Annotated in this window: 18 protein-coding genes; 7 read left to right on the top strand and 11 right to left on the bottom strand. The window is 46.4% G+C overall.

Going from position 1 to position 17,960, the window contains the following annotated elements; translation table 11 throughout:
- Positions 1-15 precede the first annotated feature (15 nt).
- Together MKZ12_RS28835 and MKZ12_RS28830 are read right to left on the bottom strand one after the other, a co-directional pair.
- Positions 16-696 carry a DUF4956 domain-containing protein gene (locus MKZ12_RS28835; protein WP_091012463.1) on the bottom strand — a complete coding sequence of 227 codons (681 nt, stop codon included), beginning with the start codon at positions 694-696 and terminating at the stop codon, positions 16-18.
- Positions 689-1,513 carry a polyphosphate polymerase domain-containing protein gene (locus tag MKZ12_RS28830; RefSeq protein ID WP_091013215.1) on the bottom strand — a complete coding sequence of 275 codons (825 nt, stop codon included), beginning with the start codon at positions 1,511-1,513 and terminating at the stop codon, positions 689-691. Before MKZ12_RS28830 ends, MKZ12_RS28835 begins: the two co-directional genes overlap by 8 nt.
- A gap of 253 nt (positions 1,514-1,766) precedes the next feature.
- Here MKZ12_RS28830 and MKZ12_RS28825 point away from each other — a divergent pair, with 253 nt between their 5' ends.
- The 3 genes from MKZ12_RS28825 to MKZ12_RS28815 all read left to right on the top strand — a co-directional run bounded on the left by MKZ12_RS28825 (position 1,767) and on the right by MKZ12_RS28815 (position 4,304).
- Positions 1,767-2,444 carry a response regulator transcription factor gene (locus MKZ12_RS28825; protein WP_339243244.1) on the top strand — a complete coding sequence of 226 codons (678 nt, stop codon included), beginning with the start codon at positions 1,767-1,769 and terminating at the stop codon, positions 2,442-2,444.
- A complete protein-coding gene (locus MKZ12_RS28820; protein WP_339257909.1) occupies positions 2,444-3,790 on the top strand; it encodes a HAMP domain-containing sensor histidine kinase in 1,347 nt (448 codons plus the stop codon). Before MKZ12_RS28825 ends, MKZ12_RS28820 begins: the two co-directional genes overlap by 1 nt.
- 259 nt (positions 3,791-4,049) lie before the next feature.
- Positions 4,050-4,304: a hypothetical protein gene (locus tag MKZ12_RS28815; RefSeq protein ID WP_339261554.1), complete on the top strand. Its 255-nt coding sequence runs from the start codon at positions 4,050-4,052 to the stop codon at positions 4,302-4,304.
- A gap of 427 nt (positions 4,305-4,731) precedes the next feature.
- On the opposite strand, the gene MKZ12_RS28810 is transcribed toward MKZ12_RS28815, so the two are convergent.
- Positions 4,732-5,499: an SDR family oxidoreductase gene (locus MKZ12_RS28810; RefSeq protein ID WP_076332059.1), complete on the bottom strand. Its 768-nt coding sequence runs from the start codon at positions 5,497-5,499 to the stop codon at positions 4,732-4,734.
- Positions 5,500-5,695: 196 nt separating this feature from the next.
- Between MKZ12_RS28810 and MKZ12_RS28805 the strand changes: the two genes are divergently transcribed.
- Positions 5,696-6,334 (top strand): TetR/AcrR family transcriptional regulator, encoded by a 639-nt coding sequence (locus MKZ12_RS28805; protein WP_339257908.1) that lies wholly within the window; start codon positions 5,696-5,698, stop codon positions 6,332-6,334.
- 271 nt (positions 6,335-6,605) lie between these two features.
- Here MKZ12_RS28805 and cobA read toward each other — a convergent pair whose 3' ends face one another.
- From cobA to nirB, 4 genes are read right to left on the bottom strand one after another with little or no spacing between them, the layout of a single operon-like run.
- Positions 6,606-7,376: a uroporphyrinogen-III C-methyltransferase gene (gene cobA / locus MKZ12_RS28800; protein WP_339238668.1), complete on the bottom strand. Its 771-nt coding sequence runs from the start codon at positions 7,374-7,376 to the stop codon at positions 6,606-6,608.
- Positions 7,373-8,254 (bottom strand): formate/nitrite transporter family protein, encoded by an 882-nt coding sequence (locus MKZ12_RS28795; protein ID WP_339257907.1) that lies wholly within the window; start codon positions 8,252-8,254, stop codon positions 7,373-7,375. The genes cobA and MKZ12_RS28795 overlap by 4 nt, the downstream gene beginning before the upstream one ends.
- A gap of 37 nt (positions 8,255-8,291) precedes the next feature.
- Complete coding sequence (nirD, locus tag MKZ12_RS28790) at positions 8,292-8,609, bottom strand: nitrite reductase small subunit NirD (RefSeq protein WP_074092734.1); 318 nt, start codon at positions 8,607-8,609, stop codon at positions 8,292-8,294.
- Positions 8,610-8,624: 15 nt separating this feature from the next.
- The gene (gene nirB, locus MKZ12_RS28785) at positions 8,625-11,066 is read right to left on the bottom strand and encodes a nitrite reductase large subunit NirB (protein ID WP_339257906.1); all 2,442 of its coding nucleotides are present in this window, start codon (positions 11,064-11,066) and stop codon (positions 8,625-8,627) included.
- 591 nt (positions 11,067-11,657) lie between these two features.
- Here nirB and MKZ12_RS28780 point away from each other — a divergent pair.
- On the top strand, positions 11,658-12,251 hold the full coding sequence (locus tag MKZ12_RS28780; protein ID WP_339238665.1) for an ANTAR domain-containing protein: 594 nt from the start codon (positions 11,658-11,660) through the stop codon (positions 12,249-12,251).
- 18 nt (positions 12,252-12,269) lie between these two features.
- Positions 12,270-13,346, top strand: a complete 1,077-nt coding sequence (locus tag MKZ12_RS28775; RefSeq protein WP_339238664.1) for an anthranilate phosphoribosyltransferase — start codon at positions 12,270-12,272, stop codon at positions 13,344-13,346.
- 35 nt (positions 13,347-13,381) lie between these two features.
- Here MKZ12_RS28775 and MKZ12_RS28770 read toward each other — a convergent pair whose 3' ends face one another.
- Positions 13,382-13,894 carry an acyl-CoA thioesterase gene (locus MKZ12_RS28770; protein WP_339261552.1) on the bottom strand — a complete coding sequence of 171 codons (513 nt, stop codon included), beginning with the start codon at positions 13,892-13,894 and terminating at the stop codon, positions 13,382-13,384.
- Positions 13,895-14,102: 208 nt separating this feature from the next.
- Entirely contained in the window at positions 14,103-14,726 is a 624-nt protein-coding gene (locus MKZ12_RS28765; RefSeq protein ID WP_091012490.1) for a GPR1/FUN34/YaaH family transporter, read from the bottom strand.
- Between the two features lie 435 nt (positions 14,727-15,161).
- On the opposite strand from MKZ12_RS28765, the gene MKZ12_RS28760 reads away from it, so the two are divergent.
- The gene (locus tag MKZ12_RS28760) at positions 15,162-15,338 is read left to right on the top strand and encodes an aspartyl-phosphate phosphatase Spo0E family protein (protein ID WP_339238663.1); all 177 of its coding nucleotides are present in this window, start codon (positions 15,162-15,164) and stop codon (positions 15,336-15,338) included.
- A gap of 408 nt (positions 15,339-15,746) precedes the next feature.
- Here the strand turns inward: MKZ12_RS28760 and MKZ12_RS28755 are convergent, their stop codons facing one another.
- On the bottom strand, positions 15,747-16,145 hold the full coding sequence (locus MKZ12_RS28755; protein WP_339257905.1) for a hypothetical protein: 399 nt from the start codon (positions 16,143-16,145) through the stop codon (positions 15,747-15,749).
- Positions 16,146-16,984: 839 nt separating this feature from the next.
- Complete coding sequence (locus MKZ12_RS28750; protein ID WP_339257904.1) at positions 16,985-17,914, bottom strand: response regulator; 930 nt, start codon at positions 17,912-17,914, stop codon at positions 16,985-16,987.
- Positions 17,915-17,960: the final 46 nt, after the last annotated feature.

Below are 17,960 nucleotides of genomic sequence, written 5' to 3'. Positions count from 1 at the left end.
CCTTCGAATTAAGAATTAATATTCCGTTGTTGGACTCATGGTTAACGAGATATCCAGGTTGCCGTTCCGTGTGCGGATGGCATCAAGGAATTCCTTTTGGCTAACACTTTCGTGAATGGTTACACTGTAGACCAGCTCATACAGACTGCCGAGCTCGGTCGTTCTGATCTTTTTCAGGTCAAAAGGTACATTAAATGTATGGAACACTTCGTTAAGCGCTTCTTCATAGCTCAAATTCTCAGGAATGGTGACTTTCAGTGTTTTCAGCTGACTCTTCTTGCCGCCGAAGTTGAAGCGACTCAGGACAAACATCAGCACACACAGGATAATCGTGAACAGCACTGCGTATCCAAAAGCACCTACACCGCAGGCAAGACCGGAAGCCATCGTGAACAACACATAAGCAATATCCTTTGGATCACCAGGTGCACTGCGGAAACGAATGATCGAGAAGGCACCTGCCAAGCTGAATGCTCGAGCAATGTTGCTGCCGATGAGCAGGATGATGATGGCGACAATGACGGGCAGGACCACCATCGTTAGGGTGAAGCTCTGGGAGTATGTGGCTTGGTTGGTCTTCATGTACGTGAGGCTGATGATTAATCCCAGGATGATGGCAAGACCAATGGTGATGACTGCGTTGTTAAACGTCAAGTTGGTATCGGTAAGGGCGGAACTGAATAGTGAATCAAGCATATAGGACACGCTCTCTTTCTATAATCGTTTTATCTTGTTCTTGTTCTATGGATGGGTTGAAATCGGTGCCTGGTACAAGAATGCGCTCCGACTGGTAATTCAGGTTGGTTGTTCTCACCAGATGTCTGAACTCGTTGCCGTATTTGGAGAATCCAGTGCGGTAGAGACCATGCTCACAGAGCAGTTGCGACAGCCACAGCGGAACGGTTTTCTCGGCTTTCACTTCCATCAGCCACCTTCCGTCCTTCACGAGCGGTTCACCATAATCTCCTTGTTCCAGCTTCAGATCGTATCTGCGGCTGCGAATGTTGGTGTCAAAGGTAATGCGGAGATCCCGGCTGTTCTTGTCAAAGAGTGCTTTGCGTTCATACGCCAGATACACTTTCGGTTCAAGATCGTAGAGGCGAAGGAAGTATTTGATCTCTTCCACAACCTGTTTGTTCATATAATCTGCCAGCTCCGGTGCCTGTCCTGAACGAACGAATTCGTACGCTTCATCCAGCTTCAAGGCGGTTCTGCGCTTGTTCACCAGGCCAAAGACTTTCTTTTTGATCTCCAGATACACTTTGGCATTCTCTTCAGGTATTCCATATGCCCGCAGTCTCAGCTTCTCCTTGTATTTTGGTTTGGAGAGACTGGCGCGAATTAGGGAATCCTGTGGAGTGTCGAAGTACAGGTTACTGATGGAGTAGTATTCATGTTTCTTGTTGTAGGCATCCAGCTCCATGTATTTCAGCAGGTCGTTGTAGAAATGGGCGTACTGTTCATCCGTCAGAAGGTATTTGCTCTCATATCGGTTGAATACTTCAATTGCCATGTGGGGTTCAGTCCTTTCGTTGGTGGGTTGTATGTTTTGTTCCATCGTGTATTGCTTCCATGTCTGTATCTTAGAGGGCCAACCTTGAATGAATCTTAAATGGTTTTACATTGCGTTAACATTTTTTTACCTTCCTATAATAGTTCGCATCCGCAAAATGAATTAAGATTGATTCAAGGTTTAATTGATAGAATGGGAGATATCATACAGCGTTCATGAAGACGAATAATTCAAGCAGAGGAATGAATAGATGATGAGAATATTAATTGCGGAAGATGAGGTTCATTTGGCAGAGGCAGTATCTCAGATTTTGAAAAAAAACAACTACTCCGTGGACATGGTCCACGACGGCAGATCAGGATTTGATTATGCGCAGAGCGGCATCTACGACCTGTTACTGCTCGACATCATGATGCCAGAGATGGACGGAATCACCGTCCTGAAGAAACTTCGCAGTGAAGGCAATCATACGCCTGTCATTCTGCTTACGGCCAAGGGTGAACTCTCAGACAAGGTCACAGGCCTCGATTATGGTGCCGATGATTATATCGCCAAGCCCTTCGCCACAGAAGAATTGCTGGCCCGGATTCGTGCAGCCTTAAGGCGGAAGGGCGAAGTGGTTCCGGAGGACGGACTGAAATTCGGCGACATGGAGCTGAACACAACTCAGTTGAAGCTGAGCGTTCAGGGGAAGGAAATCAAGCTGAATCTGAAGGAGAATGAACTGCTGGAGCTGTTGATTACGCGCAAACAGGCGATTACCTCCAAAGAGCAGATTATTGAGAAGTTGTGGGGATTCGATTCGGAAGTGGAGTATAACAATGTGGAGGTGTACATCTCGTTTTTACGCAAAAAATTAACGTTCCTGAACTCGGCTGTCCGCATTAACACGATTCGGGGTGTGGGGTATGTGCTTGAGGTGACGTCCTGATGTTCAATAAACTCCGAAATCGATTCCTGATCGTGAATCTGGTGTCCATATCGATTATGATGCTGGTGGCATTTGCGACGATCTATACGATTACGTATCAGAATGTGCAACGGGAGACAAATATGGAGTTGTACAAGGTTTCTGATTTCTATCATAGTCCTTATAATTCATCCAAGATGCCGCGCGGGGAAGGTGGGGGTCTGGGGTCTGGATCAGGCGCTAGTACAGGTGCTTCCGGTTCAGATTCGCTACCTTCCAATGCCATGAGTGGTAACAATGAAGGACCCGGTGGAGACCCCAATGCACCTCCGGCGCGTTCCATTTCATTCATGATCAAAACGGATGACCAGTGGAAGATTACGGATACGCAATCCCGATTTGATATGGAAGATACGTTCTACACCGAGGCGTTGCAAAAGGTTGACCAGAATAAAGTTGGTAATTCGGAACGGCAGACTGGACAATTTGCACTGGATGGAACGGACTGGGCCTATGTAATTGATCCGAGCGGTGATGGCCATATGATCGTATTCATTGATGTGACGGCACAACAGGGTATTCTGACCAATCTGATCTATACATTTGCTGTTGTTGGATTAATCATGTTGATTGGAATATACTTCCTGAGCCGTTATTTTGCGAATCGCTCCATTGCACCGGTTAGAGAAGCATTTGAGAAACAAAAACAATTCATCGGTGATGCTTCACATGAGCTGAAGACCCCTCTGGCGATCATCAATACTAATGCTGACGTGTTACTTGCAAATCAGGAGGATACCATAGCGAACCAGGCGAAGTGGCTTCACTATATCAAGTCGGAAACCGAGCGCATGACCGGACTTACGAATGATCTGCTCTATCTGACACAGATGGACGACTCGCGCTCGACGATGATTCATGCGAAGTTTAATATGAGTGATGCGGTAGAGAGTATTATTTTGCCAATGGAAGCTGTTATTTTTGAGAAAAACATCTCACTTGATTACAACATTGAGCCGAATCTTACGGTTCATGGGAACATTGAGCAGATCAAACAGGTCATTCTGATCCTGCTCGATAATGCGGTGAAGTATTCCGGGCCCAGAGGGTCCGTAAACGTTACGCTCCAGAAACAGAATAATGATGTCATGCTGGCCGTGTCCAATACAGGTGAAGGCATTGCACCCGAACATCTGGATCGGATCTTCGATCGATTCTATCGTACGGATTCTTCCAGAGCCCGCACACATGGTGGACACGGTCTGGGACTGGCGATTGCTCGGTCCATTGTGGATCAGCACAAAGGAGAGCTATACGCCAGAAGTGTGGTCGGAGAGGGCGCTACATTTTACGTACGGTTGTCGTAGGGATGGAGTGAGGCGCTGGCGTAGAGTTGAACTCTCAACTCACTACGATGCATCAACGTCTTATTTTCACCTAGATGAGAATAGAGTATTTTACCTGCATTGGGGTTTCCCACACTAACCCTCGCTGCCGCTCTATAATCATTCGTTAGGCATAAGTTCTGCCTGTAATGGGTTAACCTATGCTACAATGGCAACAGTATGTATGAATCAAGGAGATGAACTGAACGTGGCAGAAGCAAACGCAATTAATGAACAAGAAATGATGCAGTATATTGCAGATAAAACGAAGGCAAGCCAGGCAAATATCGCCCTTGTACTGAAGCATGAGCAAGCGTACATCAACAAGGCGCATGAAAATGCCAAAGGTAACGATGTGGATATTGACGGCGATGATCTGGCTGACTACATCCTTAGTCTCAAAGATGTGAAGCTGGATGAGTTGACCGTAGAAAGCATTTTGGATGCTGAGATGGACTACTTGATGGACAAGGGTCACGCGGGGTACGTCGATTAAGTGATCGTAGGCAAAGTTTAACGAACCTGACACGCCTTATTCAGGTATTTCTCGCTCGATTGGAAATCTAACGAATCTCAGATACGTTATTCTCTGGATTCTAGGGCTTTTCGGTGCAATTGCAGCATTTGTGCGGAATTAGCATGTCTGAGATTCGTTAGTTCGGGGAATAAGCACTTTTAGCCGAAATAAGGTGTTCTGGGTTTGTTAGCGTGAGTGATCACAAGGGCAACGGCGAGGCGTTAAATGGCTGTTCCCAAAGTAACATTTCACATGCGCAGCCTTAAACATGTTAAGTTTAAGTATCGTACTGTAAAAAAGACCTCAACTCCACGTTACTGTGGTGTTGAGGCCTTTTTTTAGATTGTAGTGACAAGGCATCCCTTGGGAGATACTTGTCGGTATAACTCCTACAGTTTACAGCTTCTTATTGACCCATCATACCGCCATCTACGGTGTAGAGGGAAGCTGTTACATAGGATGCTTCTTCGGACAACAGGAAGTTCATTACCGCAGCGACTTCTTCCGGTTCACCGTAACGGCCCATTGGAATGGCAGATACCGTAGCAGATTGATAATCTTCCACGTTGCCGGAATTGGCTTCGATCTGGCGCATCATGCGGGTATTGATTGTGCCTGGTAATACAGCGTTAACGCGGATATTGTAAGGTGCCAGTTCATTGGCAGCGGTACGTGTGAGGCCAACTACGGCATGTTTGGACATAATATATGGAGATACGGCAGGTGCGCCCATCAGACCCGCAAGGGAAGAGGTATTGAGAATCGCACCAGATTTTTGTTTTTTCATAACAGGAATGACATTTTGCAGACCCAGGAATACGCCACGAATGTTGACGTTATACACGGTGTCGAGTGCTTCAACACTCAGGTCTTCGATCAGTCCTGTTGGGCCTTCAATGCCGGCATTATTGGCAAAATAATCGATTCGTCCAAACGCATCCAGTGCTTTTTGCACATAGTTTTTCACGTCTGCTTCCTGGGATACGTTCGCTTTTACAGCGATGACGTGTTCCTTGTCGAGGTTCAGATCAGTGATCGTCTGCTGGATGGCTTCTTCATTCAGGTCAACCAGAACCAGATTAATTTTGCGCTCTGCGAGACGGCGTGCCAATTCTTTACCAATGCCTCCGGCTGCTCCTGTAATAACGGCTGTATGTGTATACGATGTACTCATGAATGATTCGCTCCTTATTCATTATTGGCAGGTATTTTTTTAAAAAAAGTTTCAACCTGTCGTCTATCTTTCCTGTCTCAATGTTAAGATATACATAGCCATGTGACAATAATCATTGACAGCGCATATGTCAGCTATCGGACAGAGATGTAAGCGGTGTTCATTTAGTTTACAATAATGAACAAAGGAGGCGAAAATGTTGATTATTGAACATCCTCAGGACCGGAGAGCACGAAGAACGCAGGATGCCATCATCGCTGCGGCGGTTTCTTTGATATTGGAGAAGGGAGCGGATGCCCTCACCATCCGGGATATTACGGAGCGGGCGGATTACAACCGCGGAACTTTCTATTTACATTTTCCTGGCAAACCGGAGTTGTTGCAGTTCATTCTGGATGATTTCATGCAGGGGGTAGGACAGGCTTATGCAGCACCATACGCACAGCTCAAAGAAGTGGATATGACTGCATTGCTGCCATCCACGATGCCGGTATTTGAATATATTGAAGCGCATCAGGATATTTTCCGCGCATTAATGACGATTCATTCCGATATGGGTTCCCGTCTGTGCAATATGTTTAGAACCTATTTAACCGAGGATTTTGTACTGGTGACCGAAGATAGCGAGCACACCATTAATTACGACATCATGTTAAGTTATCTGGTATCTGCTACGGTGGGCGTGATTATGCACTGGGCGGAGATTGGATTCAAATATTCTGCGCATTATATGGGAGAGCAGCTTACGGCACTGATCAACATCAAACCGACCCGTCTGCTGATTGAACCAGGGCAGAAGGGTCGGACGATTCACGAGCGTATGCTGTTGGATTAAGGGTCGAATAGAAGTTTTGTTCTATATAAATTGAACTAAAGAGTATTTACACTGCACACTTCGATGACAGAACAACCTTCCGATCGCTGTTATCCCCAGATTTTTTTGATTTCTTTTATAAAGGTTAAATCCGGGGATAGCGTATGCTTCCGATGTAGCTTTCTTACAGAAAGCTTGTAGGCGAATGCTCCGCTTCTTCAGGTCCTTTCTGTCCTCTCCGTTTTGTGTAAATGTTTAGTTCAATTGATATAGATGAAGGAATCCAATTCGATTATCCGGTCATGGAGGCATTAGCGGCCTGTTGCATCTGAAGCAACTGTTCGCGGATCAGGACGGACTCGCCGACCATAATTAATGCCGGGTTATTCACTTGATGTGACAGGGCGAGGGAATGGAGTTCGGCAAGTGTGCCGGTAATAATGCGTTCCTCCGAAGTGGTTCCCCGTTCGATTAGAGCCGCAGGGGTGTGTCCACTTTTCCCATGGTGAAGCAATTCATGTTGGATCTGGGGCAGTTGGCTAATGCCCATATAGATGACCAGTGTATCCACGCTATGGGCGAGCAGGTCCCAGCGAACGGATGAAACATTTCCGTCACTGCCGGTTCCCGTGACACATGCAAACGATGAAGCAATCCCCCGATGGGTTAACGGAATAAGGGAGGAAGCGGATGTACCTACAGCTGAAGTGATGCCGGGAATGATCTCGAATGCAATCCCTGCTTCTGCCAGCACAAGCGCTTCTTCACCACCACGGCCAAAGATGAACGGATCGCCACCCTTGAGTCGTACGACTTGTTTGCCTTCCGCTGCATGTGCAGCAAGCATCCGTCCAATCATCTCCTGACTCATGGAGTGAAGCCCTGGAGCCTTGCCGCAGTAGATGCGGAGTGCTCCGACGCGAGCCTCAGCGAGCAATTGATCATTCACAAGCCGATCATACATAATGACATCTGCGGACTGAATACGTTTCAGGGCTTTTACCGTAATCAGATCCGGATCTCCAGGGCCAGCGCCAACGATACTAACCAAGCCCCGGCTCATGATCGTGTCCCCAATTTCGGTGCCGCATCGGAACTTGCCAATCCGGAACGACCACCCTGAATGGTTGCCAGTTTGGTTGATAGCTTCACCGGTTTCCCCCAGTGATGGGCAGCATATAGGCCGAGGCCTGTAAATACAGCTCCGCCAATGAGGTTACCCACCAACACCGGGATCTGATTCCACAGCCACCAGTCAGCGACACTGACCTGTGCACCGAGCATCATGCCTGCCGGAATGACAAACATGTTCACTACAGCATGTTCAAAACCTTGGGCGAAAAATATCGTAATAGGCAGCCACATCGCTACGATTTTGCCTAGAGTTGATGTGGATGTCATCGCCATCACGGCCCCGAGTGTGACCATCCAGTTACATAGAATGGCCTTGATGATCACCAGAACAATGCCTGCTCCGCCCAAATGCTGATATCCTAATGTTTTGGCTTCACTGGTCTGAATCAGCGTTTGAATGAGTGGGTTGCTCATATCCGTACCCATCTTCGTAATGGTCAGTCCGTATAAAAGAGCATAGAATGCACATCCAAGTAGATGACCTGTGATCACCCAAAAATAATTTCGGAGCATATCCATCCATGTAATTCTGCGTTTCATCAGTGCGAGTGGGAGCATCGCAAAGTTTCCTGTCACCAATTCAAGGCCCAGCAGAACAATAATGACGAATCCCGCGGGGAATATCAGTGCACCTGCCAAACCAACGGAAGTTTGAGTTACAGCGGTATATGCCAATGTGGTTGCAAAAGCAAGGATAGCCCCTGCCAGAAAACCGCGGATTAGCATCTGTACCCGATTCATTCTGGCTTTGCTCTCACCAGCTTCGAGCATCGATTGCAGCACTTCTGCAGGTTTAACAAAATCCATAGCGCACGCCTCCTTGATGTCAGAGTATCTTTAGCATTTAACCCGCAATTGTGATATAGATTTCTCCACTGTTGCCGTCTACTTCTGTTTTGTAGGTGTTCAGACAGCCCTCATCCGGCTCATGTACCTTACCGTTACGCAGATCAATCTTCCAATCATGCAAAGGACAATGAACCGCTGTCCCGCATACCATGCCTTCCGACAGCTTGCCGCCCTTGTGAGGGCAACGATTCTCGACGGCGTGCAGACTCCCGTCGCTCAGTTTGAAGACTGCAATTTCGGTATCCTGTATCAGGAAAGTCCGTGCTCCCTTTTCATCAATATCCGCCAAGTGTCCAATCCGGAATTTGTTCATCGCTGTTCCTCCTCTTTAGTGAGTTACCGGCTCGGCACCGGACAGTGGGGTGAAGTTTTTACGCAATTTCTCGTCTTCAATGATTTCTTTCCAAGGATCAACCGTGTGACCCAGCGTAACTTCCAGACGTTCGACCAGAGCGAGACGTACATCCCGATCCGCCAATGCTTCCTTCACATGTTCCAGACCTACCCGTTCAATCCAAGCCGCTGTTCTCTCATTCCATTTTGCGTTCTCTCTATAATATTGCAGGTAGGAGTAAGTCCACTCCTCCACTTCCGCATCGGTCTTCACTGTGCAGAGCAGCTCGGCTGTGCGAACTTTAACTCCGGCGTTACCACCAACATGAATCTCCCATGCACCATCGATGGCGACAACACCCAGATCCTTGATGGTCGCTTCCGCACAGTTCCGCGGACATCCAGATACAGCAAGTTTCACTTTTGCTGGAGCAACCATTTTATCGAGTTTTTTCTCCAGACGAATGCCCATTTCGATGGAGTCCTGTGTACCGAATCGACAGAATGTGTTGCCTACACACGTCTTCACCGTACGCAGTGCTTTACCATAACCGAAACCGGAAGGCATATCGAGCTCTTCCCAGATCTTCGGCAGGTTCTCTTTCTGTACTCCGAGCAGATCGAGCCGTTGTCCACCCGTGAACTTCACCATCGGAACATCGTATTTCTCTGCGACAGTTGCAATCTTGATCAATTCAGCCGGGGAAGTAACACCACCATAGATCCGTGGAATAACGGAATAGGTACCGTCCTTCTGAATGTTGGCGTGATAACGTTCATTGGTGAATTTGGATACACGCTCATCCCTGTATTCAGCCGGCCAGATCATACCGAGATAATAATTCAGGGACGGACGACACTTGGAGCAACCTTCCGGTTCATTCCAACCGAGAACGTTCATCACTTCCTTCACGCTTTTGAGTCCCATTTCCTTGATTTGTGCAACAATTTCATCCCGATCATAGGAGGTGCAGCCACAGATGCCTTCTTTGGTCTGTTCGCCTACATTATCACCGGCATAATACGTGAGCAGGTTTTCGATAATCGGTTTGCATCCACCACAAGACGCGGAAGCTTTGGTGCAGGACTTGATGGCACCGAGCGTATTACAGCCTTTATTCAGAACGGCATCTCCGATGGAAGATTTGGTAACACCGTTACAACCACAGACGATCTCGTCATCTGGCATACTGGCCATACGTTCTGCGACAGATGGACCAGAGCCTGAAGCGCCGGAAGGCACGCCGAGCAAAATTTCTTTCTCACGGCCGCTAATGTTCTCGCCACTTTTAATGAGGGAAAACAGCGATGCGCCATCTGTGGTATCCCCGAAAAGTACGGCCCCAATCAGCTGCCCATCCTTGATCACCATCTTTTTGTACACACCGTCGACATCATCCTGAATGCGAATGCTGCGCGTATCTGCAGCGTCTTTGAATTGTCCGGCAGAGAATACGTCGACTCCGGATACTTTCAGTTTGGTGGAAGTTACTGAGCCTGCATATCCTTCGGTGGCGGCACCAGCCAAGCGTTTCGCGAGCACCATACCTTGTTCATATAATGGAGCAACCAGTCCGTAGGCAATACCACGGTGTTCTGCACATTCGCCGACGGCAGAGATCCCAGGAATGCTGGTATGCATATAATCATCTACGATGACACCACGATTGACATCCAGGCCGGAATTTCGAGCCAGTTCGATCTGAGGACGAATCCCGACAGCCATGACAACCAGGTCAGCTTCAAGTACGGTCTGATCCGTGAAACGAATGGCTTTCACTCGATGCTTGCCTGTGATTTCTTCGGTATGTTTATTCAAAAGGAACTTCATGCCCTGCTCTTCAAGCTCCCGCTGGAGCATCAGCCCTGCTGGCAGATCCAGATTCCGGTCCATCAGATGACCGTTAATGTGGATGACCGTGACGTCCATGCCCAGATTGAGCAGCCCACGCGCTGCTTCAAGTCCTAGCAATCCGCCTCCAATGACGGCAGCTTTGCGATATTTTTGTGAGGCTGCCATCATGGTCTCGCAATCTTTAATATCGCGGAAACCGATCACGCCTTCCTTGTTGGCACCGGGAAGTGGCAGGATGAACGCTTGTGATCCGGTTGCCATAATCAGCTCATCATAGGCTGCGCGTACACCGTTCTGAGATACAACTTCCTTGCGCTCGGTATCGATCTGAACAACCGGGTCTCCCGGGTATACCTGAATGCCGTTATCTTCGTACCAGCTCCACTCGTTGATGACGATATCTTCGATGGATGTTCCGCCAGCCAATACAGAGGAGAGCATGATGCGGTTGTAGTTGGGATGCGGCTCTGCGCCGAAGACTGTAATTTCATAAGCGTGCGGAGCGAGCTTGAGGATATGTTCGATTGTACGAATTCCCGCCATGCCATTACCGACCAATACCAGCTTTTTCGTTGTACTCATTATGATTAGCCCCCTTAGGTCCATTGTGCAAATTGCCTCAAAATCTTGTCTCTAAAATCGAAAAAGCCTGTTATGCCTCGGAGGACTGCGCATATACATACGCATCCCTTGCTCCGAGATTGCAAAACAGGCTTCATTGCCGTTTCAACCAGCTACGCCGTTGTAACTGTGATTGATTCAAATATGGAGTTGTTATGGCTTAACTATAAAAGATCGATCTAACCATGTCAATATAGTTGACACAAAAAAGTATTTGAAATTTAAAGTTAATTATGTTTACATGAGTTTATTGGAACACGAATGATCGAAGAGGTTTTAAGGGTATATATTCATGAAAATGAATGTTTTAGTGGCAAATAGTGTGGCAGTAACTACAAAAAGCATAGAAAACGTGTCATGATTAGTGTTTCATTCTTTTGGGCCACTAGGACGATCCGTCATGATTGTTGTATTTATTACTTCGGAATCATTTATAAAATCAGATTGATTTGCGCTTTTGTCAGGTAATATAACATATATAGCGCTTTCATGTGTTAATGTCTTAAATAATACGATTCTAATTATACGTAATCAGGGAGGGATTGCTCCATCATGCGATCTTTATTGGTCATCCGTATACAATCAACGATAGCTGATTCGTCCGATGCAATCCCTCTGACACCGGAGAGGCTGCTGGGAGCGAACGGGTACCATGTACAGGTGGCAGGCAGTGAGGCGGAAGCGGTGAAGCTGGCTCGTGCGGCGGAAGCATCCATCTTGCATCTGTCGCTGGCTGACGTGGAGTACTGGGTGAACTGCCTGGGAAAGGGAAAGTCGGATTCCCCGCTGCTCTGGTGGTGCGCGCCAGACACAGCCTCTTCCTCCGCAGACTCCTGCGAGATCGAAACTTCATTTGATGGAATACTTACCCCTTCCATGACCGGGTCGGAGATACATTGGACGCTTCACTTTGCAGCCCGGCGCTATATGGAACGCAAGCAGTGGGAACAGGAACGGAAGCAGTTGCAATCCAGGCTGGAAGATCGGAAGTGGATTGATATGGCGAAGGCCATCCTTAGTGATCTGAAGCAGATTTCCGAGGCTGAAGCCTATGACCTGTTACGCAAGAAAGCGATGGATGAACGCAAACGGATGGTCGATGTAGCCACAGCCATTGTGAAGGCGCATCAACTGCTCCAGTCTTAATTGGAAGGAGGATTCTCCATGGATATGTCTCAGATACTCCGAGAGGTCGGACGTGGGAAACGAGGCTCGCGTGATCTGAATTATACAGAGGCACTGACCGTTGCAGAGAAAATCCTGAAACAGGAGGTTTCCCCTGCCCAGACGGCTGCCTTTCTCATGGCTGAACGAATGAAAATGGAAAACGTCGAGGAACTGGAAGCCTTTGTTCATGCATGTCGTAACAGTGCGGAACGTTTCTCCGTTTTTCAGGACGGATTGGACTGTGCTGGTCCCTATGACGGGCGGACGAAGTCGTTCATGGCCACGTTTCCGGTTGCATTTGTACTCGCGGCAGCCGGGTTGCCTGTGACTTTGCACGGGAGTGATCCTTTACCGCCCAAGTGGGGCGTTACGCTGTCGGTACTGTTGAAGGAAGCAGGAATAGATACGGGTAAGATGGATCGGGCAGATGCCCAAGGCGCTGCGCTCCATTCAGGTGTCATGTATGTATCCTCCGAGGAGTGGTGTGAGCCTCTTCGCAAGCTTCGTCCGTTACGGGAAGAGCTGGGATTCCGCACGGTGTTTAACACAGCAGAGAAACTCATTGATTATAACCATTCACCGTATCTGGTGTTTGGTGTGTTTCATAATACCTTTCTGGATCGGATTGCGAAGCTGCTTACCCGGTTTAATTATCGTCGTGCTTATGTGGTGCAGGGAATGGAAGGTTCTGAGGATCTGTATATTGATCGGCCAACCCGCGTATACGCCGTGGAAGATGGTGATATGAAGCTGGAACTGGTTGATCCTGCAGCCTATGAATTGGATATGCCCGTACCGGAACTGGTCTGGACGGCTGCGAAGCAGCTGGAAGTGGCGGAAAGTGTATTAAGCGGTGACGGTCATATTGCTTTTGTGAATCAGGTTCTGTTAAATGGAGGATTCCGCTTGTACGCAGCGGGGCGTGTCAATTCCATCGAAGAGGGCATATACACTTGTCAGGGATTGCTGGAGAGTGGTGCGGCATATCGTATTTATCAACAGTGGTGTGTCTCCATGGGTGGCGAACTGCCGGATAACAGGGCGGTATCCATTTATCCGGCATCGTCCAGGTAACCCTTGGTTCAAGCTTGTGCTTGTTTAGCGTATTCTTATTCCCAAGGATAAGTAACGGTCAGGAAGTCAGCGAATTTCTTGCTCTCTTCCCGCCGCCTTTTCCGCATGGCCGCCCGATCCGGAGCGGTCTCGTATAGTTTCTTCTCTTCTTCCGTCTCTGGGATAATGCGGGGTACGATCAGTTTGCGATTATTTTCGTCCAGGGCCACAAAGGTCAGAAATGCAGTCGCCGCGATTTTTTTCTCTCCGGTCTTCAGATCCTCACGAACCACCTTCACAAAAATCTCCATGGAACTGCGCCCGGTCCACGACGCGAACGATTCCAGCGTAACGGAATCTGTTGGGTTAATCGGGTACAGGAAGTCTACCGAGTCGGTTGATGCGGTAACGGTATTGACCCGGCATAGCTTGGAAGCGGCAATGGATGCGATATCATCGATGTAGGACATCAGCTTCCCGCCGAACAGGGTGTTGTGATTGTTGACATCGGTTGGGAACACCCGTGCCGTCTTAAAACAACGCGTTTCGCGTACATACTTTTTCTCCACCTGATCCATCTCCGTAGGTTTCGGTATTTCTCTCATGCTTGTTCCTCCTTACAGTATGGCTGCTGTGACATTTCATTTGAGGTGTTGCAGGGTCTTTTTGATCTGTTATCCCTAGTATAGGTGTCGGTCAGAACCATATTCAAATGAAGTTGGACTACAAAAAAACCGCCAGGCGCGGACCGGCGCGCTGGCGGTTTACTGCTGTATATTAAGCCTTGGGCTTGAAAATGCCGGACGGTTTGCCGATTGGCAAGAACGCATAGCCGAAGTGAGCGTTCAGTACCGAAGCACCTGTACCATACAGGGACACAATTCCGATCGCCATTTCAGCGTATGCTGCAATGGTGTGGAAAATGTGAGGAGCTACGCCGAAAGCGTCAAAGGTCAAGCCAAGGAACAGGAAGTCAATCAGAATGAAGATGATCAGCAATACTTTATTCGCTTCAATCGCACCGATAGTCATGAACAGGGTGAATACAAGGTATCCGGCAAAAGCAAATCCGAGCTGCTTACCATCGGCCTGTTCCGCAAGCGTGGAGCCAAATACGCCCATTTTGATCATCCAGTTGGCCGCCATGGCGAACCAGAAGAATGCGTACGCACCAAAAGCTGTTGTGCCAAAGGTATTGTTGCGTTTGGAATCTTGAATGCATGCAAATAACTGGGCAAAGGCGCCCAGGAAGATTGCCCAAGGAATAGCGTAGCTAAGTCCATCTGTGATGCCAAGCTTTTGGGAAGAAGCGACCAGGGTTACGATAGCCAACCCAAATAATCCCATTGCGCTGGGATCGGCGTTAACAATTTTGACTTTAGTCTGTGAATCGGTCTGCATGTTGATGATAAGCCTCCAATAATATCAAATCAGGATCAATGGCCGTCGTTGGCCGTCCTCTAAATTACATCATTTGTATCCGCCGGGTCCGGACACACACATCGCCCTATTGTACCTGAATGACCCCATTATGGAAAGGGATTTTATTACCTTTTGAACCAATAGACTTTTTGTTTTTCTAATATACACATTTACGACACAATCCATTCTGGCCGTGAATGATGAGGTCGGATATAAGAATAAAGCCCTCGTGATTACCGCTAAAATTGCGTCATATCAGCCATTTTCGGATAAGCACTTGTATGATAAAATATTCTTTATCAAAAAATGGAGAAGAATACAAAACATCCTTGTCTCCTATGCCATATGTTAATCCCACTATAGATTGACAGGAAAAACTAAAATGGTTCACAGAATAAGGAGGTATCAGGGGTTATGGTTATGAGTTTGGATTTGAAAAATAAAATAGAAAAGGCCAGACATAACCTTTATATGCTGGTAGAGCATAACAAGGGTGGTCTTGGACATCCCGATGTGATTCGGCAGTCTATGGCATTGGACGAATTGATTAATGAGTATAACCGAATTAGCCGAAACCATTCACGGGCCTGAACCCCCGAAGGGATTTTAATTTTATATACAGAACGAATCACATAGATAAGTGACACTTGATCGTACAGACGGGCATGAATATAGCCGGTATAAACAGCCTCAGTTGAAGAGGCGGTATCCTACCGGCGTCATATTCATGTCCGTTTGTTTTTGCATCGTATACATCTTGCTATGGGATGGTATTTGAGTCATGTAGGGGCTAATCTCACTTGGGACCTTTCAAAATACTTTTTACAAAATAATAAGAGAATACGAACAACAAGAAATAGGTAACGTACCAAAATTTAAAGAATAATCGAAAAATGATGTTATAACAACCGAAACGGTCACAACAAAATCTAAAAAACTGGCGTCGGTACAGTACTGACGCCAGTTTGTCTCCTAAAGTCTTTTTGGTATATTAAATTACTAATAAATGACGTAAAAAGAAGATCCACTTGAAGGGGTGATAAAGTCTAATCCGATTTTGTAGTAACCATACAGTTTAACTTTTAAGTAACCATCATAATCTATTCGTCCTAAGGAAATTTTATTATTATATTGATCAGCGGCGTATGCATAGCAAGATTGTCCAAATGAACCATTAAACACAATTTTTATTTCCCCATTCATGTAAATAGGTTTGGTTTCCTGTCCAACCGCCGCCCATTCTGTTCCTTGTAAAGTAACATTACCTAAGAGTTGCGTTTCTTGTGACTGTACCGTAGTGTTTGTCAAAACTTCATCAGCGAAAATTGCTTGTGTAGGTGTTAGAATCATCAATAGAGTAGCCAAACTAGACATAGATATTTTTTTGATATTCTTCAACGTGAACATCTCCTTTAAATATATTGGTATCAAAAAGAAGTTAGTAATGATTAGTATGTGTTTTTTTTCACAAATTGATTTAAAAAAATCAATAAACAAATCACTAAGAAACTAAAGTAAATTAGAGATGTAACTACTAAAGTTTATTTTTCATAGCACACTCTCCTTCAAAATATGTATTTATTTTACAAGTAAATATTATCATATAATGATATTTATATCAATATTTTTACAATTAATTGAAATTTTAAGTATTAAGTCAAAGTAGTTGTTAATGATTTTAAGCAATATTTTAGTCAATCTTGAAAGCAGCACGTTAAGCGTTTATGGAAATCCTATAGAGCTTGGTTAGGAAATAATCTTGATTATCTATTTGTGCCTTGCTTAGTACCCCGCACGGAGTTAAGGCCGAGGGTGTTCCGAATAAAATTAGGAGGGAGGCATAGCAAAGCATTATCATAAACGTTGTTCCACAAGAGAGTCGTTCATGCAAAAAAAAGATCTGTAAATTCTTTGAAATGAATTTACAGATCTCATATAAAATGAGTTATCTTCCTTCTGCGATACTGACAATAATATAACTTTCCTTCAAAGCACATTGTGGTACTTCAGTTTCTTTGAGAACAACATCATTCCATTTATATCCGGTAGAAGTAATATGAGGCATCCAGCGGAAGCCGGTGAATAACGTATCTCTAAGTTGAGTAAATAGCCATTTCTCCTTTGTAAACCTACGATTTATGAAATACAGATTGTCTTGTTCAGTAACTTTTTCACCAATGTAAGCTTGCCATTTAAGATAAGATGTGTTCTTTGTTATTTGGTAATAGCTCATCTGTCTAATGCAGCATTCGTTTGGCTTCCAAATATAGAACCTGTACGAATTTTTTCGTATTGATGCGTGTCTGGGACAGGGAAGGTTCCACATTGTTTTGCAGCTCCAGCATTTTCTTGCGAATTTCGGTGAAATCAAAAAATTTGGATGCATAGTTCTCAAACTTGGGATGTGTATAATCGGTTAATCCAAGAGACACCACATGGCTCAGTGTCTGGAAGATGGCTCTGCGAACCCGTTGTTCCGATGCCTTAATCTCCTTGTTAATCTCTGCGATTGAAGCGTTCTCTCCCAACTTGCGGATCGCTACGTTATGAAAGATGTCTTTGAGAGACGGGAACATATAGGGGGACAGCTTATGCTCATCGGTCTCTACCTGCTCCAGATATTCCAGCATGTCCAGCAGATCCCTGCTGCCCGCTTCGCCGATCATGCCCATCTCGGACAGCAGGAAGTGTCCTGCTGTCGTGATTGTTTTGTCCGGAACCGGAGCCGTAGTACGCTCATTCAGATGCAAACCGGACAATCCCTGCAACGTCCGCTGAATATCTGCGATGGATTGCTGCATTCGAACTCTTTCGCTGACCAACCGCAGAACAGATAGGATCTCCAATCGGTTAATGGGCTTTGTAATATAATATTCAATGCCTAGCGAATAGGCTTCGCCGATCATATTTTTCGATTCGATCTGGGAGATCATGACGATCTTGCCCTCGAACCTTCCTTCGAGCGCCCGCACGGTCTGAATCCCGTCTCGTTGTGGCATCAGCAGATCAATCAGCAGGACATCCACCTTATGCAGTTCCATCAGTTCCGCGTGAATATGTGCTCCGTCCTCAGCTTCCCCGGCAATATCGCCAAGGCCTTCATCCTCAATAATATCCATCAGCATGGAACGAACGCCAGGATCATCATCCACGATAAAATAACGCATGTCAGTCATTCCCTTTCTCTGCGAATGGTGTGATTGATAAATCTAT

Source organism: Paenibacillus sp. FSL R5-0713 (assembly GCF_037973325.1).
GTDB lineage: Bacteria > Bacillota > Bacilli > Paenibacillales > Paenibacillaceae > Paenibacillus.
This window is presented reverse-complemented; position numbering and strand designations above follow the sequence as displayed.